The sequence below is a fragment of the Bacillus fungorum genome (genome assembly GCF_002746455.1).
GTDB classification, from domain to species: Bacteria; Bacillota; Bacilli; order Bacillales; family Bacillaceae_G; genus Bacillus_A; species Bacillus_A fungorum.
On the sequence record NZ_NWUW01000001.1, the window covers coordinates 278,416 to 297,434 of the forward strand.

Sequence of the window (19,019 nt, forward strand, 5' to 3'; positions counted from 1 at the left end):
CCCTCCAATACCAAAAATGCGATCATGTTGAATTTAGTTAATATTCCAAACAAACTTCCATTTCAATAGTTTGGATAGAAGAACATAGCTAATTATACTTGCTCCCAAAAAACCAATGTAAAAGCTGGGCAATGAATGGGCGCCACTTAACATTAAACCTCCAGCAATTCCACCAAAGAAAATCGCACAAGCCAAAACTACTTTTTGTAGTTTCGGATATAATAAGTAGTTACCATTTCGCTCATTGACTGAACGGGCATATAAATATATACCGAGTGGTAATAAGACAATGATATGTGCGATAGGGCCAATCATTGTTTTTGCTGGTGGAATCTTTGTAAAGTTTGGTTCGTTATGACGTACTCCATTTTGATCAGTATAAGCGCTTTGTGGATCATAATTAAAGTAAATATGAAAATCTTCTGCTGGACTAGAAATACGTATGTTTTCCATAATATCATGTATACTGCCATTGTTCTCATGAAAGTCGGCATTCGAGTGAACAGCAATGACGCCTGAAATAAGTGCTGGAAGTAATACTGGGAACACGAATAGAGCTGCAGTGAGAAATCCTTGTGATATAACATTCCCAGCGATTGTTCCTATACATAAGGCAAGTGTATAAATAGCGATTAATACAATTAACATGTATATAAAATAACTATGAAAGGGGGAGAATACTTGATATTTATTATGAAAAGTTAACTTTTTCATAATAGCAAATAGCCCCCAGTTTAAAACGACAACAGCAACAATATTACAGATTCCAAACAACCACTTTGTTATATAGAGATGTGAACGTTTAAAGGGCATAGACCATAACAAGTCGCTAGCGTTATTTTGTCTTTCCCATCCAATTAACGTACAAGCTAGCAGGATAAGCACACTACCTAATAGCATGACGGGATTTATGAGTGTTAAATCAAAATTGTAATGATATACATAGTTCCATTTTTTATTGTCATTTAGAAATTGCTGCTGTTGAATAGAAGTCATATAGTAGTAATATGACAAAGTATAGAAGCTGACGAGCCAAAATAACCAAACAACATATTTACTTTGGTGATACGTTCTTAGCCACAGTGCTTTTTGAAACATAGGATCTCTCCTTTAAAAAACTTTATAATTTGTTAGGCGTGATAATACAACATAAGTAATAATTCCAGCGAAAAACAAAGCGATATAGTAGTTAAGTAAGAAATGAAATTGATTTAGTTTATAGCCACCTAGTAATGCAAAGTAAATGGTTGTCCCCCATATCCATATTCGTAAATGTTTTTGGAAAATAAATATCTTCTGACTGTTTTCATTTGGCGATCGTGTATATAAATATGTTCCAAGTAGTAAGTAAACAATTGTATAAAAAATAGGGACTAACATTGATTTGGCTGAATAATATGTATGAGATGCTGGATTTCTTAAAGTAGTTGAATCGTCATCTTGCTTACGGTATTCTGGATGATAGTTATAATGGATAGAAAAGCGATAAATTGGTGCAACTATATTTGTTTTTTGATTGATTTCATAAAGTCGTTCATAGTGCTTATAATTTTTAGTATCGGTAGCTTCTAAATGATTTATAGTAAAAGTGTACACTAGTGGAATAAATGTAAGTCCCATTAGTAGCCACGGAATACAAAAAACAACCTGCGAAACAACGCTTCCAGTAAAAGTACCGATACATAAAGCAGCTGTATAGACTGCGACATAAGAAACAATTGCATAAAGAAAGTATCGGTGAAATGGACTAAATGATTGATAATCAAAATGAATAGTTGTTCTATAAATAACATACATAAGAATCCAATTTACAAGTAACGAGCCTATAATACAAAATGAACCGAAAGTCCATTTAGATAAGAAAATATCTTTTCTTTTAAATGGCATTGTCATAAGTAGTGTATTAGATTGGTTGCTACGTTCCCATCCTATCAATAAGCAGGCTAAAGCAATAATAAGAACAGTTAACCAAAAACTATTACTTTCTCCTGAAGAAAAGGCATAAAAATAATAATACTGTTTCCCTTTTTCTTGTAATTCGTAATACGCATCAAGTTGTTGCTGAGCACTTCTATAGTAGCCAAAAGGTAACAAGTAAAGCGAACTAAAGAAGAATAGTAACACAGCATATTTCCCGCGCTTCCAATTCCACATCCACAACGCCTTATGAAACATACCCATCCTCCTCCAGTGTCGTAACGAAGACCTCTTCAAGTGACATTGTTAATTCTTCAATGAGTATAGGTTGTTCTTTATAAAACTTCTCCAGTGTTGTAGCCACATTTCCCTCAATTAAGATTGTATATACTTTTCCTGTTTGATTTAATATTTTAATATTGCTTAAGTTTTCTAGTTTTTGAGGTAATGAACGTTCGTAAGCAACTTGGATTTTTGCAAATTGTGATTTTGCATCGTCTAGTGATGTAATAGAAGAGATAGTATGGCCTTTTAATATAATGATTGTATCTGCAATTTGTTCCACTTCATCTAAATGGTGAGTTGAGATGAAAATGGTAATCTCTTTTTCTGCAACTTCTCCAACGAGAAACTGTAAAATCTGCCTTTTCACGATAGGGTCAAGTCCGTTTGTCGGTTCGTCTAGAATGATATATTCTGCTTTTGTAGAAATAGCTAAAATGATGGCAAGCAGTGCTTTCATTCCTTTTGAATAGCTACGAATTCTTTTGTTTGGTAAGTTAAAACGTTCTAACAGTTCATAGAAATGTGTTTCATCAAATGCGGCATAAACTGCTTTATAAAACTTTACAATTTCTTTTATCGTATAGCCGTTCAGTATGTTAGTAGAATCCGGAACATATACGATTTTTTGCTTTATTTCAGGACACTGATGAATGTTTGTATCTTCATATGTAACAGTCCCTGCATCAGGGTCTAAAATGCCGACCATCGTTCGTAATAAAGTTGTTTTCCCCGCACCGTTTCTTCCGAGTAATCCGATGATACTTCCTCTTTGTAATATGAAAGAAACATCATCTAAAATCGTTTGATTATCAATTGTTTTCTTCAAGTTCGTTACTTTCAGCATCCGCATTTCCTCCAATCTCTTTATAGTATGAATCTATCCAATCATGAATTTTATCTTTCGTAACACCAAGATAAGAGGCTTCTAATAGTAATTGATGAAATTGCTTTTCAACCATAGCGATTTTCCTTTCGTCTAATGTTGGGGTAATCGATTGAGATACGAATGTTCCTTTTCCTCGTAATGTTTCAATAATCCCTTGTCGCTCTAACTCTTGGTACGCTTTACTCACTGTATTTGGATTGATAACGAGTAAAGAAGCGAGTTCGCGTACAGAAGGTAGTTTGTCACTTGGAGCTAACATGTTCTTTAATACGAGTTCTTTTATATTTTGAACAATTTGTTCCCATATCGGAGTGTTGCTTCTTGGATCAAGTTGAATATGCAAGAGCAATGTCTCCTTTCTGACTTGTATTAAGTGTACTACTGTGTGTAATACACTTAATACAATATAGGTGATGAATGTATTTGTCAACTGAAAACATTAGAAAAATATGGTATTAAAAAATAAAAAATTGGAAAAAATAGGTCTGATATAGAATGGAGGGTTAGTCATGAAGCGAGTTTTTGGAATACTTGTTTGTTTCATGTTATTGCTTTCTGGTACTTCAGTTAGTTTCGCACAATCTGAGAAGACGAAGCAGGAGAAAACAGAAGAAACAACGCCGAAGTTAGCGGAACAAGCGTCGTCAGCAATTGTAATTGAACAAGATACAGGTAAAGTTTTGTTTGATAAAAATCCAAATGGGAAGTTACCACCTGCTAGTATGACGAAGATTATGACAATGCTATTAATTATGGAACAAGTTGAAAAAGGAAAACTAAAACTGACCGATAAAGTGAGAGCGAGTGAGCATGCAGCTTCAATGGGTGGATCACAAATCTTTTTAGAGCCTGGAGAAGAGATGACTGTAAATGAAATGCTAAAGGGTATTGCCATTGCATCTGGAAACGATGCGTCTGTTGCAGTAGCGGAGCATATCGCTGGTTCAGAAGAAGGTTTTGTAAATATGATGAACAAAAAAGCGAAAGATTTAGGACTGAAAAATACTCATTTTCAAAATCCGACAGGTCTTCCGGCTAAAGACCATTATTCCACAGCAAATGATATGGCTATAATGGCAAAAGAATTGATGAAGTATCCACTTATCCGCAAATACACAGGTAAATACGAAGACTATTTACGTGAAGATACGGATAAGAAGTTTTGGCTTGTGAATACGAATAAGTTAGTACGTTTTTATCCTGGAGTAGATGGTGTGAAAACGGGTTTTACGACAGAAGCAAAATATTGTTTAACAGCATCGGCTGAAAAGAATGGGATGCGTGTTATTTCAGTTGTTATGGGAGCACCTACATCGAAAGAACGGAACAATCAAGTAACGAAGCTTCTTGACTACGCATTTGGTCAATATATGACAAAGAAATTGTATACACGAGGCGAAAAAATTAAGACTGTCCAAGTAGGAAAAGGGAAAAAAGAAAAAGTAGATTTAGTTGCGTCAGACAATGTGTCTCTTCTTATGAAGAAGGGCGAAAATATGGACAAAGTAAAGCAAGAAGTAATTGCTGAAAAGAAAGTGAAAGCGCCGATTAAAAAGGGCGACGCACTTGGCACACTTGTTATTAAGAAAGATAAAGATGTTTTATTAAAACAAACAATTGTAGCAAAAGAAGATGTTGCAGCAGCGAGCTGGTGGGAGTTATTTAAAAGAAGTTTTGGGATGTTTTCAACATCAAAATAGCGGCAAATATTTTGCTGCTTTTCTATTCGTATGCAAGTAAATAATTGCTGAATGTTTTCACTTTATGGCGAAATAGTTCTTCTTTTGTCAGTAGGAAGGATTCTTATGTTGTATCACGAAAATCTTTATGTATGTAAATGAGTAAAGTTTGAGCATAAGGAGGAAATCGTGTGAGTCTTTCCATGCAATTAGAAGTAAAACGTGACGTCCTATGTGTGAGACTAGCGGGTGAATTAGATCATCATACTGCTGAAGAGTTGCGAACGAAAGTAACAGATATGATTGAGACACGTGGTGTTCATCATATTGTTTTGAGCCTAGAGAACTTATCATTTATGGATAGTTCTGGTTTAGGTGTTATATTAGGCCGATATAAGCATGTAAAGGGATTAGGTGGAGAAATGGTTGTTTGTGCAATTTCACCGCCTGTTAAGCGTTTATTTGAAATGTCGGGCTTATTTAAAATTGTTCGCTTAGAAGAAAGTGAAGCGCATGCGCTCGCGACGTTGGGGGTGGCATAAATGAGAAATGAAATGAACCTTCAATTTTCAGCATTAAGTCAAAATGAATCATTCGCTCGCGTTACAGTAGCTGCTTTCATCGCGCAACTAGATCCAACGATGGAAGAACTTACGGAGATTAAAACAGTTGTGTCAGAAGCAGTTACAAATGCAATTATTCATGGATACGAAGGAAATGCAGAAGGTATTGTTTATATTTCTGTAATTTTGGAAGAAGCAATGGTGAAACTCACGATTCGAGATGAAGGGATTGGCATCTTTGATTTAGATGAAGCGAGACAACCCCTTTTTACAACTAAACCTGAATTAGAGCGTTCCGGAATGGGATTTACTATCATGGAAAATTTTATGGATGAAGTAGAAGTTATTTCAAACGAATCTTTCGGGACAACAATCCATTTGACAAAATACTTATCAAATAGTAACGCTCTATGCAATTAAGGAGAATAGCCTATGGACATAGAGGTCAAAAATGAGAAGAAGAAACCTCAGTTAAAGGACCACGAGCTAAAAGCGTTAATTCAAAAAAGTCAAGATGGAGATCAACAAGCGAGAGATACAATTGTTCAAAGTAATATGCGTCTCGTATGGTCGGTTGTGCAGCGTTTTCTTAATCGAGGATACGAACCAGACGATTTATTTCAAATTGGATGTATTGGGCTCTTAAAATCGGTAGATAAATTTGATTTATCTTTCGACGTGAAATTTTCAACATATGCAGTTCCAATGATTATTGGCGAAATACAGCGATTTTTACGTGATGATGGATCAGTGAAAGTAAGTAGATCTTTAAAAGAAACAGGAAATAAAATACGAAAGATGAGAGACGAGCTTTCGAAAGAATTTGGAAGGGCTCCAACGATTAATGAAGTAGCTGAAGCGTTAGAACTAACGCCGGAGGAAGTGGTTCTAGCACAAGAAGCGAGTCGTGCTCCTTCATCCATACATGAAACGGTGTATGAAAACGATGGGGATCCGATCACTATTTTAGATCAAATTGCAGATCAGTCTGAAACGAAATGGTTTGATAAAATTGCTTTAAAAGAAGCAATTAGAGAATTAGATGAGCGAGAACGTTTAATCGTGTATTTACGCTATTATAAAGACCAAACCCAATCAGAAGTAGCAGAACGAATAGGTATTTCGCAAGTACAAGTTTCAAGACTTGAAAAGAAAATATTAAAACAGATGAAAGATCGAATAGATGAATAACTATCTATTCGATCTTTTTTATGACTTTAATAGGAGGAGATTGTAAACTTCCGTAAAAAATAACAGAATTTATTGATAATTTAGTAAATTTAAAATATAATCCAATTATGAACTTGTCACAAAGGGGGAAGGAAATATGGAAACGAGGCAACAATGGGGAACGAGGGCTGGATTTATTTTCGCAGCGGTCGGCTCTGCCGTTGGATTAGGAAACATATGGCGTTTTCCTTATACAGCGTATGAAAATGGGGGAGGCGCATTCTTTTTACCGTACTTATTCGCATTATTAACGACTGGTATTTCATTATTGGCGTTTGAATTTGCTCTTGGGCATCGTCACCGTGGTTCAGCGCCACTTACGTTCTTCCGTATTCATCCGCGTGCTGAATTTATCGGATGGTGGCAAATGTGTGTAACGTTTATCGTTTCAACATATTATGCAGTAATTATTGCTTGGTCTATTTCGTATACGTACTTTGCAATTACTGGAGCATGGGGGAAAGACACGCAATCATTTTTATTTAAAGAGTACTTACATGTTGCAGATAAGCCAGGGCAATTTGGGGGGCTTGTGCCGGAAGTATTAATTCCATTAGCTCTCGTTTGGATTATTGTGCTTGGTGTAGCATTTAAAGGAGTTAAAAAAGGAATCGAAGTTGTTAACCGCATTTTCATTCCTTTACTAGTTGTTATGTTCCTTATTATCGTAGTTCGTGCAGTGACGATGGAAGGTGCGATGCAAGGATTAGATGCATTCTTTAAACCAGATTGGAGTCGTATTTTTGACGGGAAAGTATGGCTTGCTGCTTATGGTCAAATTTTCTTTAGCTTATCTTTAGCATTTGGAATTATGATTACGTATTCTAGTTATTTACCGAAAAACTCAGATACAACAAATAATGCCTTTATTACTGGGTTTGCAAACTCAGGATTTGAATTATTAGCAGGGATTGGGGTCTTTGCAGCTCTTGGATTTATGGCAAACAATATGGGAGTACCGGTTGATAAAGTAGCAAGTGCTGGTGTAGGGCTTGCGTTCGTAGTATTCCCGCAAATTATTAATGAATTACCGATGTCACCGTTATTTGGCGTATTATTCTTCTTATCGTTAACAGTAGCCGGGATTACCTCCCTCATTTCGCTTGCGGAAGTATGTTTTGCTGCCGTATCCGAAAAGTTCAGCTTAAGCCGCCAAAAAACAATTGGAATTATGGGGACGCTTCTCGTACTAGTTTCTCTTGTTTTTGCGACACGTGGCGGTCTTATGTTCCTAGATGTTGTGGATTACTTCGCTAATAACTTCGGATTAATTACGATTGCATTAGCGGAAGTAGTTACGATAGGGCTCATTCTACGCCGTTTACCAGTGTATCAAAATCACGCAAACTTTGTATCCGATATTAAGTTAGGGACGTTTTGGAGAGTGAGTTTACTCGTTATTACTCCGCTTATGCTAGGGTACATGTTAATTGATGGTACAATCCAAAATATTAAAAAGAACTACGAAGATTATCCAACGGAGTTTGTCGTAACATATGGTTGGTCAATTGCAGCAGCGTTCCTTATCGTTGCGCTAATCATTAGTTTAAAGAAATGGAATGCACAAATACATTCAGATTCTGCTAAGCTTGAAAAAGAATGGAAAGATCGGGGTGTTTCATAATGAGTGGATCAGCGATTATGATGATGGTTATTGGTATAGTAGTCATTTGGGGAGGACTCGCATTAAGTATTGCAAATTTATTTAAGAAAAAGGCATAAACTAAAAAACATCTGTACCGAAATGGTACAGATGTTTTTTTATGAAAAAATTGTATTAGAAAAAAATTCAATAACCATACTACAACTACGAGGAAGAGTGAAGAGGTGAATGGAAATTGGAACAAACAATTTATATTAAAATGCGTAATCGATTAAAAGTTTCTCCTACGTATGAAGTAAAGCTAGGTGATGTTGCTCAACTTGCCGGAGATGCTGTGGTAGTGCAGTCGTTACAGGATGAGGTAGTTTACAAAATAACAGCGCATGATAAGACGCACGTTGTAATTGATGTTATGAAAATAATTGAGATTATTGGGCGAAAAGCGGCCCATATACAAATTAATTTACTCGGTTCTGGACAAACTCTTGTTGAAATTATATATGAAAAAAAGAAAGTACATCCGATTTTCTTCGGACTAGTATGGTTGTTACTTTTTATTGGAGCGGCCCTTGCAATCATTTATTTCCATGAAGATGTAAGTATGCAACAAGTGCACCAACGGTTATATTACATGATTACGGGAGAATTTAAGGCGCAACCACTTTTATTTCAAATTCCTTATTCATTAGGTCTTGGGTTAGGTATGGTCTTATTTTTTAATCATGTATTTCAAAAGCGAATTAATGAAGAGCCGAGTCCGTTAGAAGTAGAGATGTTCCAATATCAGCAGTCACTTGACCAATATGTCCTTGTTCATGAAAACAAGGACAATATGAAACAACTTGCCGATGATTGAGTCTGGGCTTGTTATATTAATTGGTTTAGCGGGTGGGATTGCAGTAGGTAGCGGATATGTCGCATTTTTAGCTGTACTGGGTATAATCCCTCGTCTAGCTCAAGTAACGAGAAGTGGAAAGCACATTCAATATTTTGAGTGGGCAGTTATTGCAGGTACGTTAACAGGAGCTTGGTGTAGTTTGAAAAACATTACATTTCAAACGTCGCAATATTGGCTTGTTATATTAGGAATCTTTTGTGGCACATTCATTGGAATGCTCGCTGCCGCATTAACAGAAGTGTTAAATGTTTTACCTATTTTAGCGAAACGAGTAGGGGTAGAGGGGAAAATTGTTGTTTTACTCGTTGCTCTTGTACTTGGAAAAGTAATAGGCTCGTTGTTTCACTGGATTTATTTCGTAAAGTAGGAGGCAATATATAAATGACAGGGCGAAAACTAAAGGATGATTACGTAAATAAAGTGAAGGAATACCATCCGAAACCAAATTATTTTATAAATTGTGTTAAGGCATTTCTTGTAGGTGGACTCATTTGTACAATCGGGGAAGTATTGATGAAATTTTATATACATTATTTTCATTTCAGTAAACAACAGGCAGGAAATCCAACAGTTGCAACTCTTGTACTATTATCGGCGATTTTAACAGGTTGTGGTGTATATGATAAAATTGGTCAATTTGCAGGAGCAGGCTCGGCCGTACCTGTTACGGGGTTTGCGAATTCTATGGCGAGCGCTGCGCTAGAACATAAGAGTGAAGGAATTGTGCTGGGTGTTGCTACAAATATGTTTAAGCTTGCGGGAAGTGTTATCGTTTTTGGAGTTGTTGGGGCATACATTATTGGGTTAATAAGATATACTTTTAAAATTTTTATGTCTTAAAGGAGGGGCTAGTATGAGGTTGACAGGAAAGCAAACGTGGGTATTTCAAAATGATATTTATGTGAATGCAACCGGTACTGCTGTCGGTCCAAAAGAAGCTGAAGGCCCTCTTGGGAAGGATTTTGATATTTCATATGATGATTTACATTGCGGAGAGGAAAACTGGGAACTTGCGGAACGAAGATTAATGTCAGATTCAATTCAACAAGTCGTGCAAAAAGGAAATGTAAAAACATCACAAATTGATTTCTTTTTAGCGGGTGATTTATTAAATCAAACAGTGACAGCAAATTATGTTGCGCGTAAGTGGGGGATTCCTTTTTTAGGAATGTTTAGTGCTTGTGCGACTTCGATGGAGACTTTAGCGGTTGGGTCAGCCTTTATAGACGGTGGATTCGCAAATCGTGTTTTAGCAACGGTCAGTAGTCATAATGCAACGGCTGAAAGACAATTCCGTTATCCAACAGAGTATGGGGGACAAAAACCAGGAACAGCAAATTCCACTGTTACAGGTGCGGGATCCATATTAATTAGTAATGAAAAAAGTACCATTAAAATTACGGCAGCTACGATTGGAAAAGTGCAAGATTTAGGAATTGCGAATCCTTTAGATATGGGGTCGGCGATGGCACCCGCTGCTGCTCATACAATTCAACAACATTTTGAAGATTTGAAGAGAAGTGCAGTTGATTACGATTTGATTGTTACCGGTGATTTATCAGCTATTGGAACACCAATCGCGAAACAACTGTTACTGGAAGAAGGTTATGATATTGGGCATATATATAATGATTGCGGATTAATGATTTATGATTCTGGTCAAGAAGAAGTATTTGCTGGTGGTAGTGGTTGTGCTTGTTCAGCTGTTGTCACATATGGTCATTTATTAAGCGAGATGCAAAAAGGGAATTTACAACGAATTTTTGTCGTTGCTACTGGTGCGTTATTAAGCCCGATGATGATGCAGCAGAAAGAAACAATTCCAGCCATTGCACATGGTGTCGTATTTGAGAGAGTGAAGGGAGAGTGAATTGTGGATTTTATATATGCATTTCTTGTAGGAGGCGCTATTTGTGTAATTGGACAAGTATTATTAGATTTCGCAAAGTTAACACCAGCCCATTTGATGGCTATCTTTGTAGTCATAGGAGCAGTTTTAGATGGATTCGGATTGTACGATAAGCTTATAAAGTTTGCTGGTGCTGGGGCGACAGTTCCTATTACAAGTTTTGGACATTCACTATTACACGGAGCAATGCATGCGGCAGAAAAACACGGATATATAGGGATTGGTATGGGTATGTTTAGTTTAACGTCTGCAGGCATTTCTGCAGCGATATTATTTTCATTTTTTGTAGCACTTATATGTAAACCGAAAGGATAAATCAAATGAGACGAAGGGTTGTTTTGGTCACAGATGGAGATGAATATGCAAAGCGAACAATTGAGCTTTTAACGAAGGAATTTGGGGGGAGGTGTATTTCAGCATCACAAAGTAATCCAACCAAATTGACAGGGAAGAAAGTTGTTGAGCTTATTATGCAAACGCCATATGACCCTGTATTTGTCATGTTTGATGACAGCGGATTTATTGGAGAAGGATCTGGTGAAAAAGCTTTAAAATATGTAGCCACACATAAACAAATTGATGTACTGGGGATTTTGGCAGTAGCGTCTAATACACATCATTGGGAATGGGCACGTGTAGATGTAAGTGTAGATCGGAACGGGAATTTAACGGAATATGGTGTTGATAAATTTGGACTTCCAGATGGTGAAATTGGCAGAATTAGCGGAGATACAATTTATTGTTTAGATGATTTGAATGTTCCTGTCATTGTTGGAATTGGTGATATTGGTAAGATGTGTGGAAACGATGAATGGGAGAGAGGATCACCTATTACTAGAAAAGCGATTCAATTAATTTTGGAAAGGAGTGGTTTTTATGACGAAGCCTAAAAAAGTGGATATCCCTATTTCATCTTTCATAAGTGATAATGAAAATTACTTAAAGCAAACAGCTGGACTGGGTGTTACATACGATGTAGGTATTCGTAAATTTCAAATTTTAAATAAAGAAATTGGTGTGTTATTTGTAAACGGACTTTGTGATACAAATTATATTATCCCTATTTTAGAAGAAGCGGTGGATACAAATGAGATAAGGGATGTAGAAGAAGATACAGTGAAGCTTTTAGAGAATCGTTTAATCCATCAACAAGTAAGTAAAGTGAAAACGATGGATGAGGTAATGCTTCAAGTATTATCAGGACTCATCATTATATTTGTGGAAGGTGAAACGGAAGCGTTTGCAATAGATGTTCGTAGCTATCCAGGACGAACGCCGACAGAACCTGATACTGAAAAAGTAGTACGCGGTGCAAGGGATGGATTTGTTGAAAATATCGTTGTAAATACAGCGTTAATTCGTAGGAGAATTCGAGATCCACGTCTTCGAAATGAAATGATTCGAGTAGGGGATAGATCGCAAACGGATATTTGTATTACATATGTACAAGATGTTGCAAATCCAGATTTAGTAAAGATTATAAAACAAGAATTAAATAACATCGATGTCGATGGCATTACGATGGCGGATAAAACAGTGGAAGAATTTGTTGTAAAGCAAAGCTATAATCCATTCCCGCTTATTCGATATACAGAAAGACCGGATGTAGCAGCAAATCATTTATTAGAAGGACATGTGCTAGTACTTGTTGATACATCACCGAGTGCTATGATTACTCCGACAACATATTTCCATCATTTACAGCATGCAGAAGAGTTTAGACAAAATCCAGCTGTCGGTACATTTTTACGGTGGGTACGCTTTTTAGGTGTCTTATTCTCCTTGTTTTTACTACCGTTTTGGTTAGTGTTTGTATTTGATCCAACCCTTTTGCCAGCAAATCTTGCTTTTATTGGACCGACTAAGATGACACATTTACCAATTTTATTACAAGTATTAATGGCAGAGGTCGGGCTTGAGTTTTTAAGGATGGCTGCGATTCATACTCCAACGCCGTTATCATCTGCAGCAGGATTAATTTCCGCCATATTAATTGGTCAAATAGCAATCGATGTAGGTTTGTTTGTACCAGAGGTTATTTTGTATGTAGCAGTTTCTATGATCGGTGCATATGCAACACCGAGTTATGAATTAGGACTCGGAAATAAGGTTGGAAAATTATTTGTTATTATTTTAACAGGTCTCTTCCATGAGATGGGCTTTGTAATTGGTATGACGATATTGATTTTATTTTTAACGTCTATAAAAAGTTTGCAAACACCTTATTTATGGCCGTTTTTACCATTTGATTGGGGCGCATTAACAAAAATTTTACTTCGTCCGACGATGTCTAGTTTAAAAGTACGACCAAGTATTGTAAGACCTCAAAATGTAAAAAGACAAAAATAAACGGGATTATACACCCGTTTATTTTTTTAGCAAAAATTTATTGTTTTTTAACAAAAATCAAACATTTTTTGTGTACACTTAGAGTAGATATTGTGTATGGAAGGGGAAGAGGACATGATTAAATTATTTGTAAGTGATTTAGATGACACGCTCGTTTACAATGTGAATCATATGCAAAAAGAAGATGAACGTGCAATTTGTTGGTTAGCTGAAAAAGGGACAAATATTTGTTTTGCCTCTGGCCGCTTTACTCATCGAATTGATGAAGTTGTAAATAGGTTTGCATTCCCGTATTACACAACGAGTTTAAATGGGGCGACGATGTTACTGCCGGATGGAAAAATATTTCATGAATCAAGTTTTGAAGATGGGATTGCCCAGGAAATATATCGATATATCCATAAAAAGGGACTAGCAGATATTGTTTGTGCAAATGAGCAACGGTATACAAAAAGAAAGAATGAACATCATCATAATTTTGAAACGTATATGGGCGTGCATATTGCTGAGATAGAAGCATTAGAAGAAGAATTTGGTAAGACTGTACATCCTGCGAAATTGTTTGTTTTTGGAGAAGAAGAGACAATTACAGCATTAGATCAAGAATTACGAGAGACATTTCAGAGCGAAGCGGAAGTTTTTATGTCTGGTAAACGCTATGTTGACATTATGCCGAGGGGAGTAAGTAAAGGGAGTGCTTTAAGGCGACTAATGGAACATTTGCAAATTGAAGCAAATGAAGTTGCATGCATTGGAGATTCTTTCAATGATATTTCTATGTTTGAAGTAACCCCGCATTCATTTACTCTGCATCATGCTCATCCATATGTGAAGGAGAAGGCAAATCATATTGTTCGTTCGGTTGAAGAAGCTGTTATGAAATTACCGTTACTTGTATAAAAAAGAAGCTCGTCCGTGACGAGCTTCTTTTTACTTGAATAACGATTTAACAAAATCAATGATACTTGAGAAGAAATCTTTAACTTTATCTAGGAAACTTTGCCCTTCTTCAGATCCTAAAAAGGCAGAAACATGTTCTTTTGCTTTATTTAACTGACTGCCAACTTGATTCCAATCGATATTAAGATTTTTCATTTTATCAAACAGCGCAACTAAGTTATCTAACTGTTCATCCGTTAATGTAATACCAAGCTGATCCGCAATTTTTTTAATTAATGAACGTAAATCTTCAGTCGTTTTCGGCTGCTCTTTGGCAATTTCTTCCTTGATTTTCGCAACAAGTTGAACTGCTTTTTCTTCACCAATTTTATCGCCGAGCTGGGATGTTTGTACCATTTCTTCATTGGCTACTTTTTTTACTTCCTCAGGAATTGCTTTGTTCGATGTTGTTTCATAGGCTTTCATTAAACCAGTTAAAGCAGCAGTTCCTGAAACTTTAAATGGTGCAGTAATTTGAATTTCTGCATCTTTCACACCTGCTGTAATAAGTGCGTTTGTATACATTGCATCTGTTATTGAATTAATGTTTTTTGAACGTACAATGAGACCAGACCCTGGCTTTGTGTATGTGATCATAGAAGAGGAAATTGCTCTCGTACCAATTTGTGCTTTTGGAACAATCCCTTCTAGAAATTTATGTTCTTCCGCATTAGACACAGTAATGATTGTAGCATCTTTTGGTGCTTTCATTTCTTTTAACAGATCTTGTTTTTGTTGTTCAGACAAGTTTTCTCCTAGTGTAACAATTGATTCTCCTTCGATGATGTCTGCAAATGAAGCTGTTGGCATAATAAATACAGCTACAGCTAGTAGCAGAGCTAGTAATTTCGTTTTCACGAAAAATCGCTCCCTTTCTCTTTCTAAAATTTTCGGGCAACACAGTTATTATAGTATATATTTCTTATTTGTCACCTAGCTTTTTCCACATTTCAAAAAAGAAGTATGTAGATTGTCGGATTCTTTTTGTTTCTAGTCATGAATGTGGTAATATAGTGCTGAGATAATTGAAAGGAGACATATACGTATGAAAACTTTAGGATACATATTAATGGAAAATGGTGAAAAAATCGATTTAGAATTTTTCCCAGAAGAGGCACCAAAAACAGTAGAAAACTTTAAAAAACTAGCAGAGCAAGGATTTTATGATGGTGTGACATTCCACCGCGTTATTCCTGGCTTCGTAAGCCAAGGTGGAGATCCAACAGGAACAGGTGCAGGTGGCCCAGGTTACTCTATCCCATGTGAAACTGATGGAAATCCTCATAGACACCTTGTAGGATCACTGTCTATGGCTCATGCTGGCCGTAACACAGGCGGAAGCCAATTCTTTATCGTTCATGAGCCACAGCCACACTTAGATGGTGTACATACTGTATTCGGTAAAGCAACAAGTGGTATTGAAACAGTATTAAACATGCGTCAAGGTGATGTAATGAAAGAAGTTAAAGTTTGGGAAGAATAAGTTAATGGGAAAAGAGAGCTATTGCTCTCTTTTTTGTTTTTTTAATAGGAATGGGTATTTCGTTTACAGTACATGATACAAGTAGTACTGTTATTGTAGTGAAAATATGTCGCTTATGAGAACAAAATTTTAACAAATTACATAGAATACATTAGATTACATGTTTAAAAAATATTTTTTATTACATTAATTTTGCTAGAGTTCATTTGCTCTAAGGTGATGAATATTGAAGTGATAATGAGCGGTGGATGTTTCTTTTAACTTTCATATAACAGCGTTTCTTCTTTTATCTACTTAGAAAAAATAGTACTGAAACATATATTTGACTTTCTTCTTTTCGCTTTGTATGATTATCAAGTTGTTTTAAGCCCTTCTCACTCTGTTGAAAATATTGTAAAATGAATGTGATATGAAAAGAGTGGTTGAGGGGATTAATAGTTTGTAACTTTTGTAAGAAGGGATAAGGGTTATGTTAATTCGTTTTAAAAAAAGTTATGAAAAGATTGCAATGGGGCTTCTTTCATTTATGCCAACTGAAAAAGATGTGAAAACATTACAATTGACTATGAAAGATTATGAAGCAAAGGATGATTGGCAATTGTATTTGTGGAAACAAAATGAAGATTTTGTTGGGATAATGGGGATTGTAAAAAAAGAGAATCAAGTTTTGGAAATCCAGCATTTGAGTGTGAACCCATCTCACCGTCATATGGGTATTGGGACGAAGATGGTTCAAGAGTTAAAGAGTAAATTTCTTGAGTTTACAATTTGCGGAAATGAGCAAACAGCAAGTTTTTGCAAAAAGTGTAAAGGGCTTGAACAAAATATACATTCGTGAAAGCAGAGATAAGTAGTTTATTATCTCTGCTTTCTTTTTTGTAATTGTTCGTTTCGTTCAGCAATGACTTCTGTTCGATCACGTAATGTGTGCTTATGTATTATATATTCGTTAGAAGTAGCATTCACGTCTTTCCAAGGGAGGTTTTGTTTCTGACATAGTTCCATGCAGTGCTTTTCTAATGCTGTATCCGATAAGGGGAAAAATAGCGGTGTAAAACCTTCTTCTTTCTGTATAGATTGCAATCTATCCGTGAGTAAGAATAGAAGTTGTGTCTGGTTTATTCCTAAACGTAGTAAAGGTGCACTGTTTTTTTCTAAAATCGCTATTGCGCTTTTCATCATCTTTTCTGCGCCATTCCAGTTAGAGCGTCTTTGATGGTATAAAGAAACTGCAATTTGAATAAGACCGACTAAGTAATTATCACGATCTCCCCTTGGTTTTGTTTTCCAATATTCTTCTAGTATTTCGTGGCATTCAAAATAATCATAATCTCCGTGAAAATGAATTAAAAATTGTATGTATTCGGTAGGATACATTTTCTTCACCCCTGTTTAACGGTTATAAATACAAGTGTATCATAGAAATATGAACAATAAACGACTAGGGAATTTTCCCTAGTCGTTTATTGTTCATATTAGCAGAAGCAAGCTGCCCCTACAATAATTAGTAAAATAAACAATACAACAAGTAATGCGAACCCACCGCTAAAACCGCAATCAACGTGACCCATAGTTTTTTGACCTCCTACATTGTTCTTACTACACTGTTATCATATGAAGTGGTGGGCATGATGACATAGGCATCGGTCTATTTTTAATTAAATTTCTTAAAAAGGTTGGATAGAACATGAGTATGCTCTATACTTATGTTGTTATAGAAAAAATGTGGTGGGATGCTTTGTGCAGTATAATTTTAAAGTAGAGGCTTTTGAAGGGCCTTTAGATTTATTGTTACATTTAATACATCGTTATGAAATTGACATATATAATATTCCTGTAGCGGAAATTACAGAGCAATATTTATCTTATGTTCATACGATGAAAGAACTACAATTAGATGTTGCAAGTGAGTATTTAGTAATGGCTGCAACGTTATTACAAATTAAAAGTAAAATGTTGTTGCCGAAACATGAAGAAGATGTACTTGATAACGGTGATGACTTTATAGATGATCCTCGTCAAGAATTGATGGAGAGGTTAATTGAATATAAGAAATATAAGCAAGTTGCTACTGAGCTAAAAGAAAGAGAACAAGAAAGAGCACAGCTATATACACGTCCGCCAATTGATTTTACATCATTGCAACAAGAAGAGGAGACGAACTTGCCTCTTGATGTTACGTTATATGATATGCTAGCGGCATTTCAAAAATTAATGCGCCGTAAAAAAGCAAAGAAACCTGTAACAACACGTATTACTCGTCAAGAAATACCAATTGAACAGCGCATGACTGATATTTTAAAGCAGTTAGAAATACAAGGTGGTCGTCAAAGTTTTTATGATTTGTTTGTTGATGATGAACGGGAAATAATGGTTGTAACATTTTTAGCGGTTCTTGAGCTTATGAAAAATCAACAAATCATAATTGAACAAGAACATAATTTTGATGAAATTTTCGTATCAAGCTATACTAAATCTGCATAGAGTTAGTATGGAAAATGGGATAGAAATACTCTATCTCATGCTAGGTTTGAATGTATCGTTTGGAACAAGAGAAAAAATATTGAACCGAACGCATTAATTGTGATTCGGTTTTTTGATGTGTATTTTTATGGAGAAAATAGGAGGAAGGAGCTCGTAAAATGGATAGAACAGAACAGAAATCAATTATTGAAGGGCTTTTATTTGTTTCTGGTGATGAAGGGATTTATCCAGAACAAATAGCGAAAGTCCTTGAAATTGAAGGAAACGAAGTAATCGATATTTTAGAAGAAATGCAAAAAGAATGTGAAGGTGCACACCGCGGTTTGCAAATTGTACAGTATGCAAAAGTATATCGTTTTGCTACAAAGAAAGAACATGCATCGTACTATCAAAAACTAATAGATATCCCAACAGCTGCTTCGCTCTCTCAGGCTGCTCTAGAAACGTTAGCGATTGTTGCATATCGTCAACCAATTACAAGAACTGAAATGGAAGAGATTAGAGGGGTAAAAACCGATAAGGCGTTACAAACGTTAGTTTCACACTTACTTATAAAAGAAATGGGAAGAGCAGAAGGACCTGGGCGTCCTATTTTATATGGAACGACAAAAGAATTTTTGGACACGTTTGGATTAAAAACATTAGATGATTTACCTCCGCTTTCTGAAGAAAACGAACAAATGAATGAAGCGGATTTATTCTTCGGTTCTTTACAAGAGATATCGAAATAAAAGCTTAGCATTTTGCTAAGCTTTTTTTGTATATCAATTATATACCGTGCCATACTAATTGAA

Annotated in this window: 25 protein-coding genes and 1 pseudogene; 19 read left to right on the plus strand and 7 right to left on the minus strand. The window is 35.8% G+C overall.

Features of this window, described 5'->3' with window-relative positions; genetic code table 11:
• Window positions 1-33 precede the first annotated feature (33 nt).
• Genes CO726_RS01645 through CO726_RS01660 form a run of 4 tightly spaced genes read right to left on the minus strand, consistent with a single transcriptional unit; the run spans window position 34 to window position 3,431 of the window.
• Complete coding sequence (locus CO726_RS01645; protein WP_099683107.1) at window positions 34-1,098, minus strand: ABC transporter permease subunit; 1,065 nt, start codon at window positions 1,096-1,098, stop codon at window positions 34-36.
• Window positions 1,099-1,110: 12 nt separating this feature from the next.
• Complete coding sequence (locus CO726_RS01650; RefSeq protein WP_099683108.1) at window positions 1,111-2,175, minus strand: ABC transporter permease; 1,065 nt, start codon at window positions 2,173-2,175, stop codon at window positions 1,111-1,113.
• Window positions 2,165-3,046, minus strand: coding sequence for an ABC transporter ATP-binding protein (locus CO726_RS01655; RefSeq protein WP_099683109.1), 882 nt, complete (start codon window positions 3,044-3,046; stop codon window positions 2,165-2,167). The genes CO726_RS01650 and CO726_RS01655 overlap by 11 nt, the downstream gene beginning before the upstream one ends.
• Window positions 3,012-3,431, minus strand: coding sequence for a GntR family transcriptional regulator (locus CO726_RS01660; protein ID WP_060488358.1), 420 nt, complete (start codon window positions 3,429-3,431; stop codon window positions 3,012-3,014). Before CO726_RS01660 ends, CO726_RS01655 begins: the two co-directional genes overlap by 35 nt.
• A 166-nt stretch (window positions 3,432-3,597) precedes the next feature.
• Between CO726_RS01660 and dacF the strand changes: the two genes are divergently transcribed.
• From dacF to CO726_RS01735, 14 genes are all read left to right on the plus strand, one after another.
• Window positions 3,598-4,788, plus strand: coding sequence for a serine-type D-Ala-D-Ala carboxypeptidase DacF (gene dacF, locus CO726_RS01670; RefSeq protein ID WP_099683110.1), 1,191 nt, complete (start codon window positions 3,598-3,600; stop codon window positions 4,786-4,788).
• Window positions 4,789-4,958: 170 nt separating this feature from the next.
• Window positions 4,959-5,309 (plus strand): anti-sigma F factor antagonist, encoded by a 351-nt coding sequence (gene spoIIAA / locus CO726_RS01675; RefSeq protein WP_048530890.1) that lies wholly within the window; start codon window positions 4,959-4,961, stop codon window positions 5,307-5,309.
• A complete protein-coding gene (gene spoIIAB / locus CO726_RS01680) occupies window positions 5,310-5,750 on the plus strand; it encodes an anti-sigma F factor (RefSeq protein WP_001243397.1) in 441 nt (146 codons plus the stop codon).
• A 12-nt stretch (window positions 5,751-5,762) separates the two neighbouring features.
• The gene (sigF, locus tag CO726_RS01685; protein WP_000350729.1) at window positions 5,763-6,521 is read left to right on the plus strand and encodes an RNA polymerase sporulation sigma factor SigF; all 759 of its coding nucleotides are present in this window, start codon (window positions 5,763-5,765) and stop codon (window positions 6,519-6,521) included.
• Between the two features lie 136 nt (window positions 6,522-6,657).
• Window positions 6,658-8,184 (plus strand): sodium-dependent transporter, encoded by a 1,527-nt coding sequence (locus CO726_RS01690; RefSeq protein ID WP_099683111.1) that lies wholly within the window; start codon window positions 6,658-6,660, stop codon window positions 8,182-8,184.
• The gene (locus tag CO726_RS01695) at window positions 8,184-8,282 is read left to right on the plus strand and encodes a methionine/alanine import family NSS transporter small subunit (protein WP_000016826.1); all 99 of its coding nucleotides are present in this window, start codon (window positions 8,184-8,186) and stop codon (window positions 8,280-8,282) included. The genes CO726_RS01690 and CO726_RS01695 overlap by 1 nt, the downstream gene beginning before the upstream one ends.
• Window positions 8,283-8,398: 116 nt before the next feature.
• Window positions 8,399-9,019 (plus strand): stage V sporulation protein SpoVAA, encoded by a 621-nt coding sequence (gene spoVAA, locus CO726_RS01700; protein WP_099683112.1) that lies wholly within the window; start codon window positions 8,399-8,401, stop codon window positions 9,017-9,019.
• A complete protein-coding gene (gene spoVAB, locus CO726_RS01705) occupies window positions 9,012-9,428 on the plus strand; it encodes a stage V sporulation protein SpoVAB (RefSeq protein WP_099683113.1) in 417 nt (138 codons plus the stop codon). Before spoVAA ends, spoVAB begins: the two co-directional genes overlap by 8 nt.
• Window positions 9,429-9,442: 14 nt before the next feature.
• Window positions 9,443-9,901 (plus strand): stage V sporulation protein AC, encoded by a 459-nt coding sequence (gene spoVAC / locus CO726_RS01710; RefSeq protein ID WP_099683114.1) that lies wholly within the window; start codon window positions 9,443-9,445, stop codon window positions 9,899-9,901.
• A gap of 13 nt (window positions 9,902-9,914) precedes the next feature.
• Window positions 9,915-10,931, plus strand: a complete 1,017-nt coding sequence (gene spoVAD, locus CO726_RS01715) for a stage V sporulation protein AD (RefSeq protein WP_099683115.1) — start codon at window positions 9,915-9,917, stop codon at window positions 10,929-10,931.
• A 3-nt stretch (window positions 10,932-10,934) separates the two neighbouring features.
• Entirely contained in the window at window positions 10,935-11,285 is a 351-nt protein-coding gene (gene spoVAE / locus CO726_RS01720; RefSeq protein WP_099683116.1) for a stage V sporulation protein AE, read from the plus strand.
• A gap of 5 nt (window positions 11,286-11,290) precedes the next feature.
• A complete protein-coding gene (gene spoVAEA, locus CO726_RS01725) occupies window positions 11,291-11,860 on the plus strand; it encodes a stage V sporulation protein SpoVABEA (RefSeq protein WP_098758575.1) in 570 nt (189 codons plus the stop codon).
• On the plus strand, window positions 11,847-13,319 hold the full coding sequence (gene spoVAF, locus CO726_RS01730) for a spore germination protein SpoVAF (RefSeq protein ID WP_098758576.1): 1,473 nt from the start codon (window positions 11,847-11,849) through the stop codon (window positions 13,317-13,319). Before spoVAEA ends, spoVAF begins: the two co-directional genes overlap by 14 nt.
• Window positions 13,320-13,415: 96 nt before the next feature.
• Window positions 13,416-14,219 (plus strand): Cof-type HAD-IIB family hydrolase, encoded by an 804-nt coding sequence (locus CO726_RS01735; RefSeq protein WP_136699318.1) that lies wholly within the window; start codon window positions 13,416-13,418, stop codon window positions 14,217-14,219.
• Between the two features lie 30 nt (window positions 14,220-14,249).
• Here the strand turns inward: CO726_RS01735 and CO726_RS01740 are convergent, their stop codons facing one another.
• Complete coding sequence (locus tag CO726_RS01740; RefSeq protein ID WP_000850502.1) at window positions 14,250-15,116, minus strand: DUF1002 domain-containing protein; 867 nt, start codon at window positions 15,114-15,116, stop codon at window positions 14,250-14,252.
• A 187-nt stretch (window positions 15,117-15,303) separates the two neighbouring features.
• Between CO726_RS01740 and CO726_RS01745 the strand changes: the two genes are divergently transcribed.
• From CO726_RS01745 to ribT, 3 genes and pseudogenes are all read left to right on the plus strand, one after another.
• Window positions 15,304-15,741: a peptidylprolyl isomerase gene (locus CO726_RS01745; protein WP_000853783.1), complete on the plus strand. Its 438-nt coding sequence runs from the start codon at window positions 15,304-15,306 to the stop codon at window positions 15,739-15,741.
• Between the two features lie 219 nt (window positions 15,742-15,960).
• Window positions 15,961-16,143: pseudogene (locus CO726_RS32285) on the plus strand (hypothetical protein).
• A gap of 67 nt (window positions 16,144-16,210) precedes the next feature.
• Window positions 16,211-16,579, plus strand: coding sequence for a GNAT family N-acetyltransferase RibT (gene ribT / locus CO726_RS01755; protein ID WP_000908397.1), 369 nt, complete (start codon window positions 16,211-16,213; stop codon window positions 16,577-16,579).
• Window positions 16,580-16,599: 20 nt separating this feature from the next.
• On the opposite strand, the gene CO726_RS01760 is transcribed toward ribT, so the two are convergent.
• Both CO726_RS01760 and CO726_RS01765 read right to left on the minus strand, forming a co-directional pair.
• Window positions 16,600-17,118, minus strand: a complete 519-nt coding sequence (locus CO726_RS01760) for a DUF309 domain-containing protein (RefSeq protein WP_098758579.1) — start codon at window positions 17,116-17,118, stop codon at window positions 16,600-16,602.
• A gap of 98 nt (window positions 17,119-17,216) precedes the next feature.
• Window positions 17,217-17,312 carry a YjcZ family sporulation protein gene (locus tag CO726_RS01765; protein WP_000510194.1) on the minus strand — a complete coding sequence of 32 codons (96 nt, stop codon included), beginning with the start codon at window positions 17,310-17,312 and terminating at the stop codon, window positions 17,217-17,219.
• A gap of 169 nt (window positions 17,313-17,481) precedes the next feature.
• Between CO726_RS01765 and scpA the strand changes: the two genes are divergently transcribed.
• Complete coding sequence (scpA, locus tag CO726_RS01770; protein ID WP_001199758.1) at window positions 17,482-18,225, plus strand: segregation/condensation protein A; 744 nt, start codon at window positions 17,482-17,484, stop codon at window positions 18,223-18,225.
• 158 nt (window positions 18,226-18,383) lie between these two features.
• A complete protein-coding gene (gene scpB / locus CO726_RS01780; protein ID WP_000376224.1) occupies window positions 18,384-18,956 on the plus strand; it encodes a segregation/condensation protein ScpB in 573 nt (190 codons plus the stop codon).
• Window positions 18,957-19,019 lie beyond the last annotated feature (63 nt).

Bases quoted from the DNA above. Each gene is read 5' to 3' on its own strand.
- CO726_RS01650 (WP_099683108.1), bottom strand. From the start codon at position 2,175: ATGTTTCATAAGGCGTTGTGGATGTGGAATTGGAAGCGCGGGAAATAT.
- CO726_RS01760 (WP_098758579.1), bottom strand. From the start codon at position 17,118: ATGTATCCTACCGAATACATACAATTTTTAATTCATTTTCACGGAGAT.
- CO726_RS01745 (WP_000853783.1), top strand. From the start codon at position 15,304: ATGAAAACTTTAGGATACATATTAATGGAAAATGGTGAAAAAATCGAT.
- spoIIAB (WP_001243397.1), top strand. From the start codon at position 5,310: ATGAGAAATGAAATGAACCTTCAATTTTCAGCATTAAGTCAAAATGAA.
- CO726_RS01735 (WP_136699318.1), top strand. From the start codon at position 13,416: ATGGAAGGGGAAGAGGACATGATTAAATTATTTGTAAGTGATTTAGAT.
- spoVAEA (WP_098758575.1), top strand. From the start codon at position 11,291: ATGAGACGAAGGGTTGTTTTGGTCACAGATGGAGATGAATATGCAAAG.
- CO726_RS01645 (WP_099683107.1), bottom strand. From the start codon at position 1,098: ATGTTTCAAAAAGCACTGTGGCTAAGAACGTATCACCAAAGTAAATAT.
- ribT (WP_000908397.1), top strand. From the start codon at position 16,211: ATGTTAATTCGTTTTAAAAAAAGTTATGAAAAGATTGCAATGGGGCTT.
- spoVAD (WP_099683115.1), top strand. From the start codon at position 9,915: ATGAGGTTGACAGGAAAGCAAACGTGGGTATTTCAAAATGATATTTAT.
- CO726_RS01765 (WP_000510194.1), bottom strand. From the start codon at position 17,312: ATGGGTCACGTTGATTGCGGTTTTAGCGGTGGGTTCGCATTACTTGTT.
- CO726_RS01690 (WP_099683111.1), top strand. From the start codon at position 6,658: ATGGAAACGAGGCAACAATGGGGAACGAGGGCTGGATTTATTTTCGCA.
- spoVAC (WP_099683114.1), top strand. From the start codon at position 9,443: ATGACAGGGCGAAAACTAAAGGATGATTACGTAAATAAAGTGAAGGAA.
- CO726_RS01695 (WP_000016826.1), top strand. From the start codon at position 8,184: ATGAGTGGATCAGCGATTATGATGATGGTTATTGGTATAGTAGTCATT.
- spoVAF (WP_098758576.1), top strand. From the start codon at position 11,847: ATGACGAAGCCTAAAAAAGTGGATATCCCTATTTCATCTTTCATAAGT.
- scpB (WP_000376224.1), top strand. From the start codon at position 18,384: ATGGATAGAACAGAACAGAAATCAATTATTGAAGGGCTTTTATTTGTT.
- CO726_RS01655 (WP_099683109.1), bottom strand. From the start codon at position 3,046: ATGCTGAAAGTAACGAACTTGAAGAAAACAATTGATAATCAAACGATT.
- sigF (WP_000350729.1), top strand. From the start codon at position 5,763: ATGGACATAGAGGTCAAAAATGAGAAGAAGAAACCTCAGTTAAAGGAC.
- spoVAB (WP_099683113.1), top strand. From the start codon at position 9,012: ATGATTGAGTCTGGGCTTGTTATATTAATTGGTTTAGCGGGTGGGATT.
- dacF (WP_099683110.1), top strand. From the start codon at position 3,598: ATGAAGCGAGTTTTTGGAATACTTGTTTGTTTCATGTTATTGCTTTCT.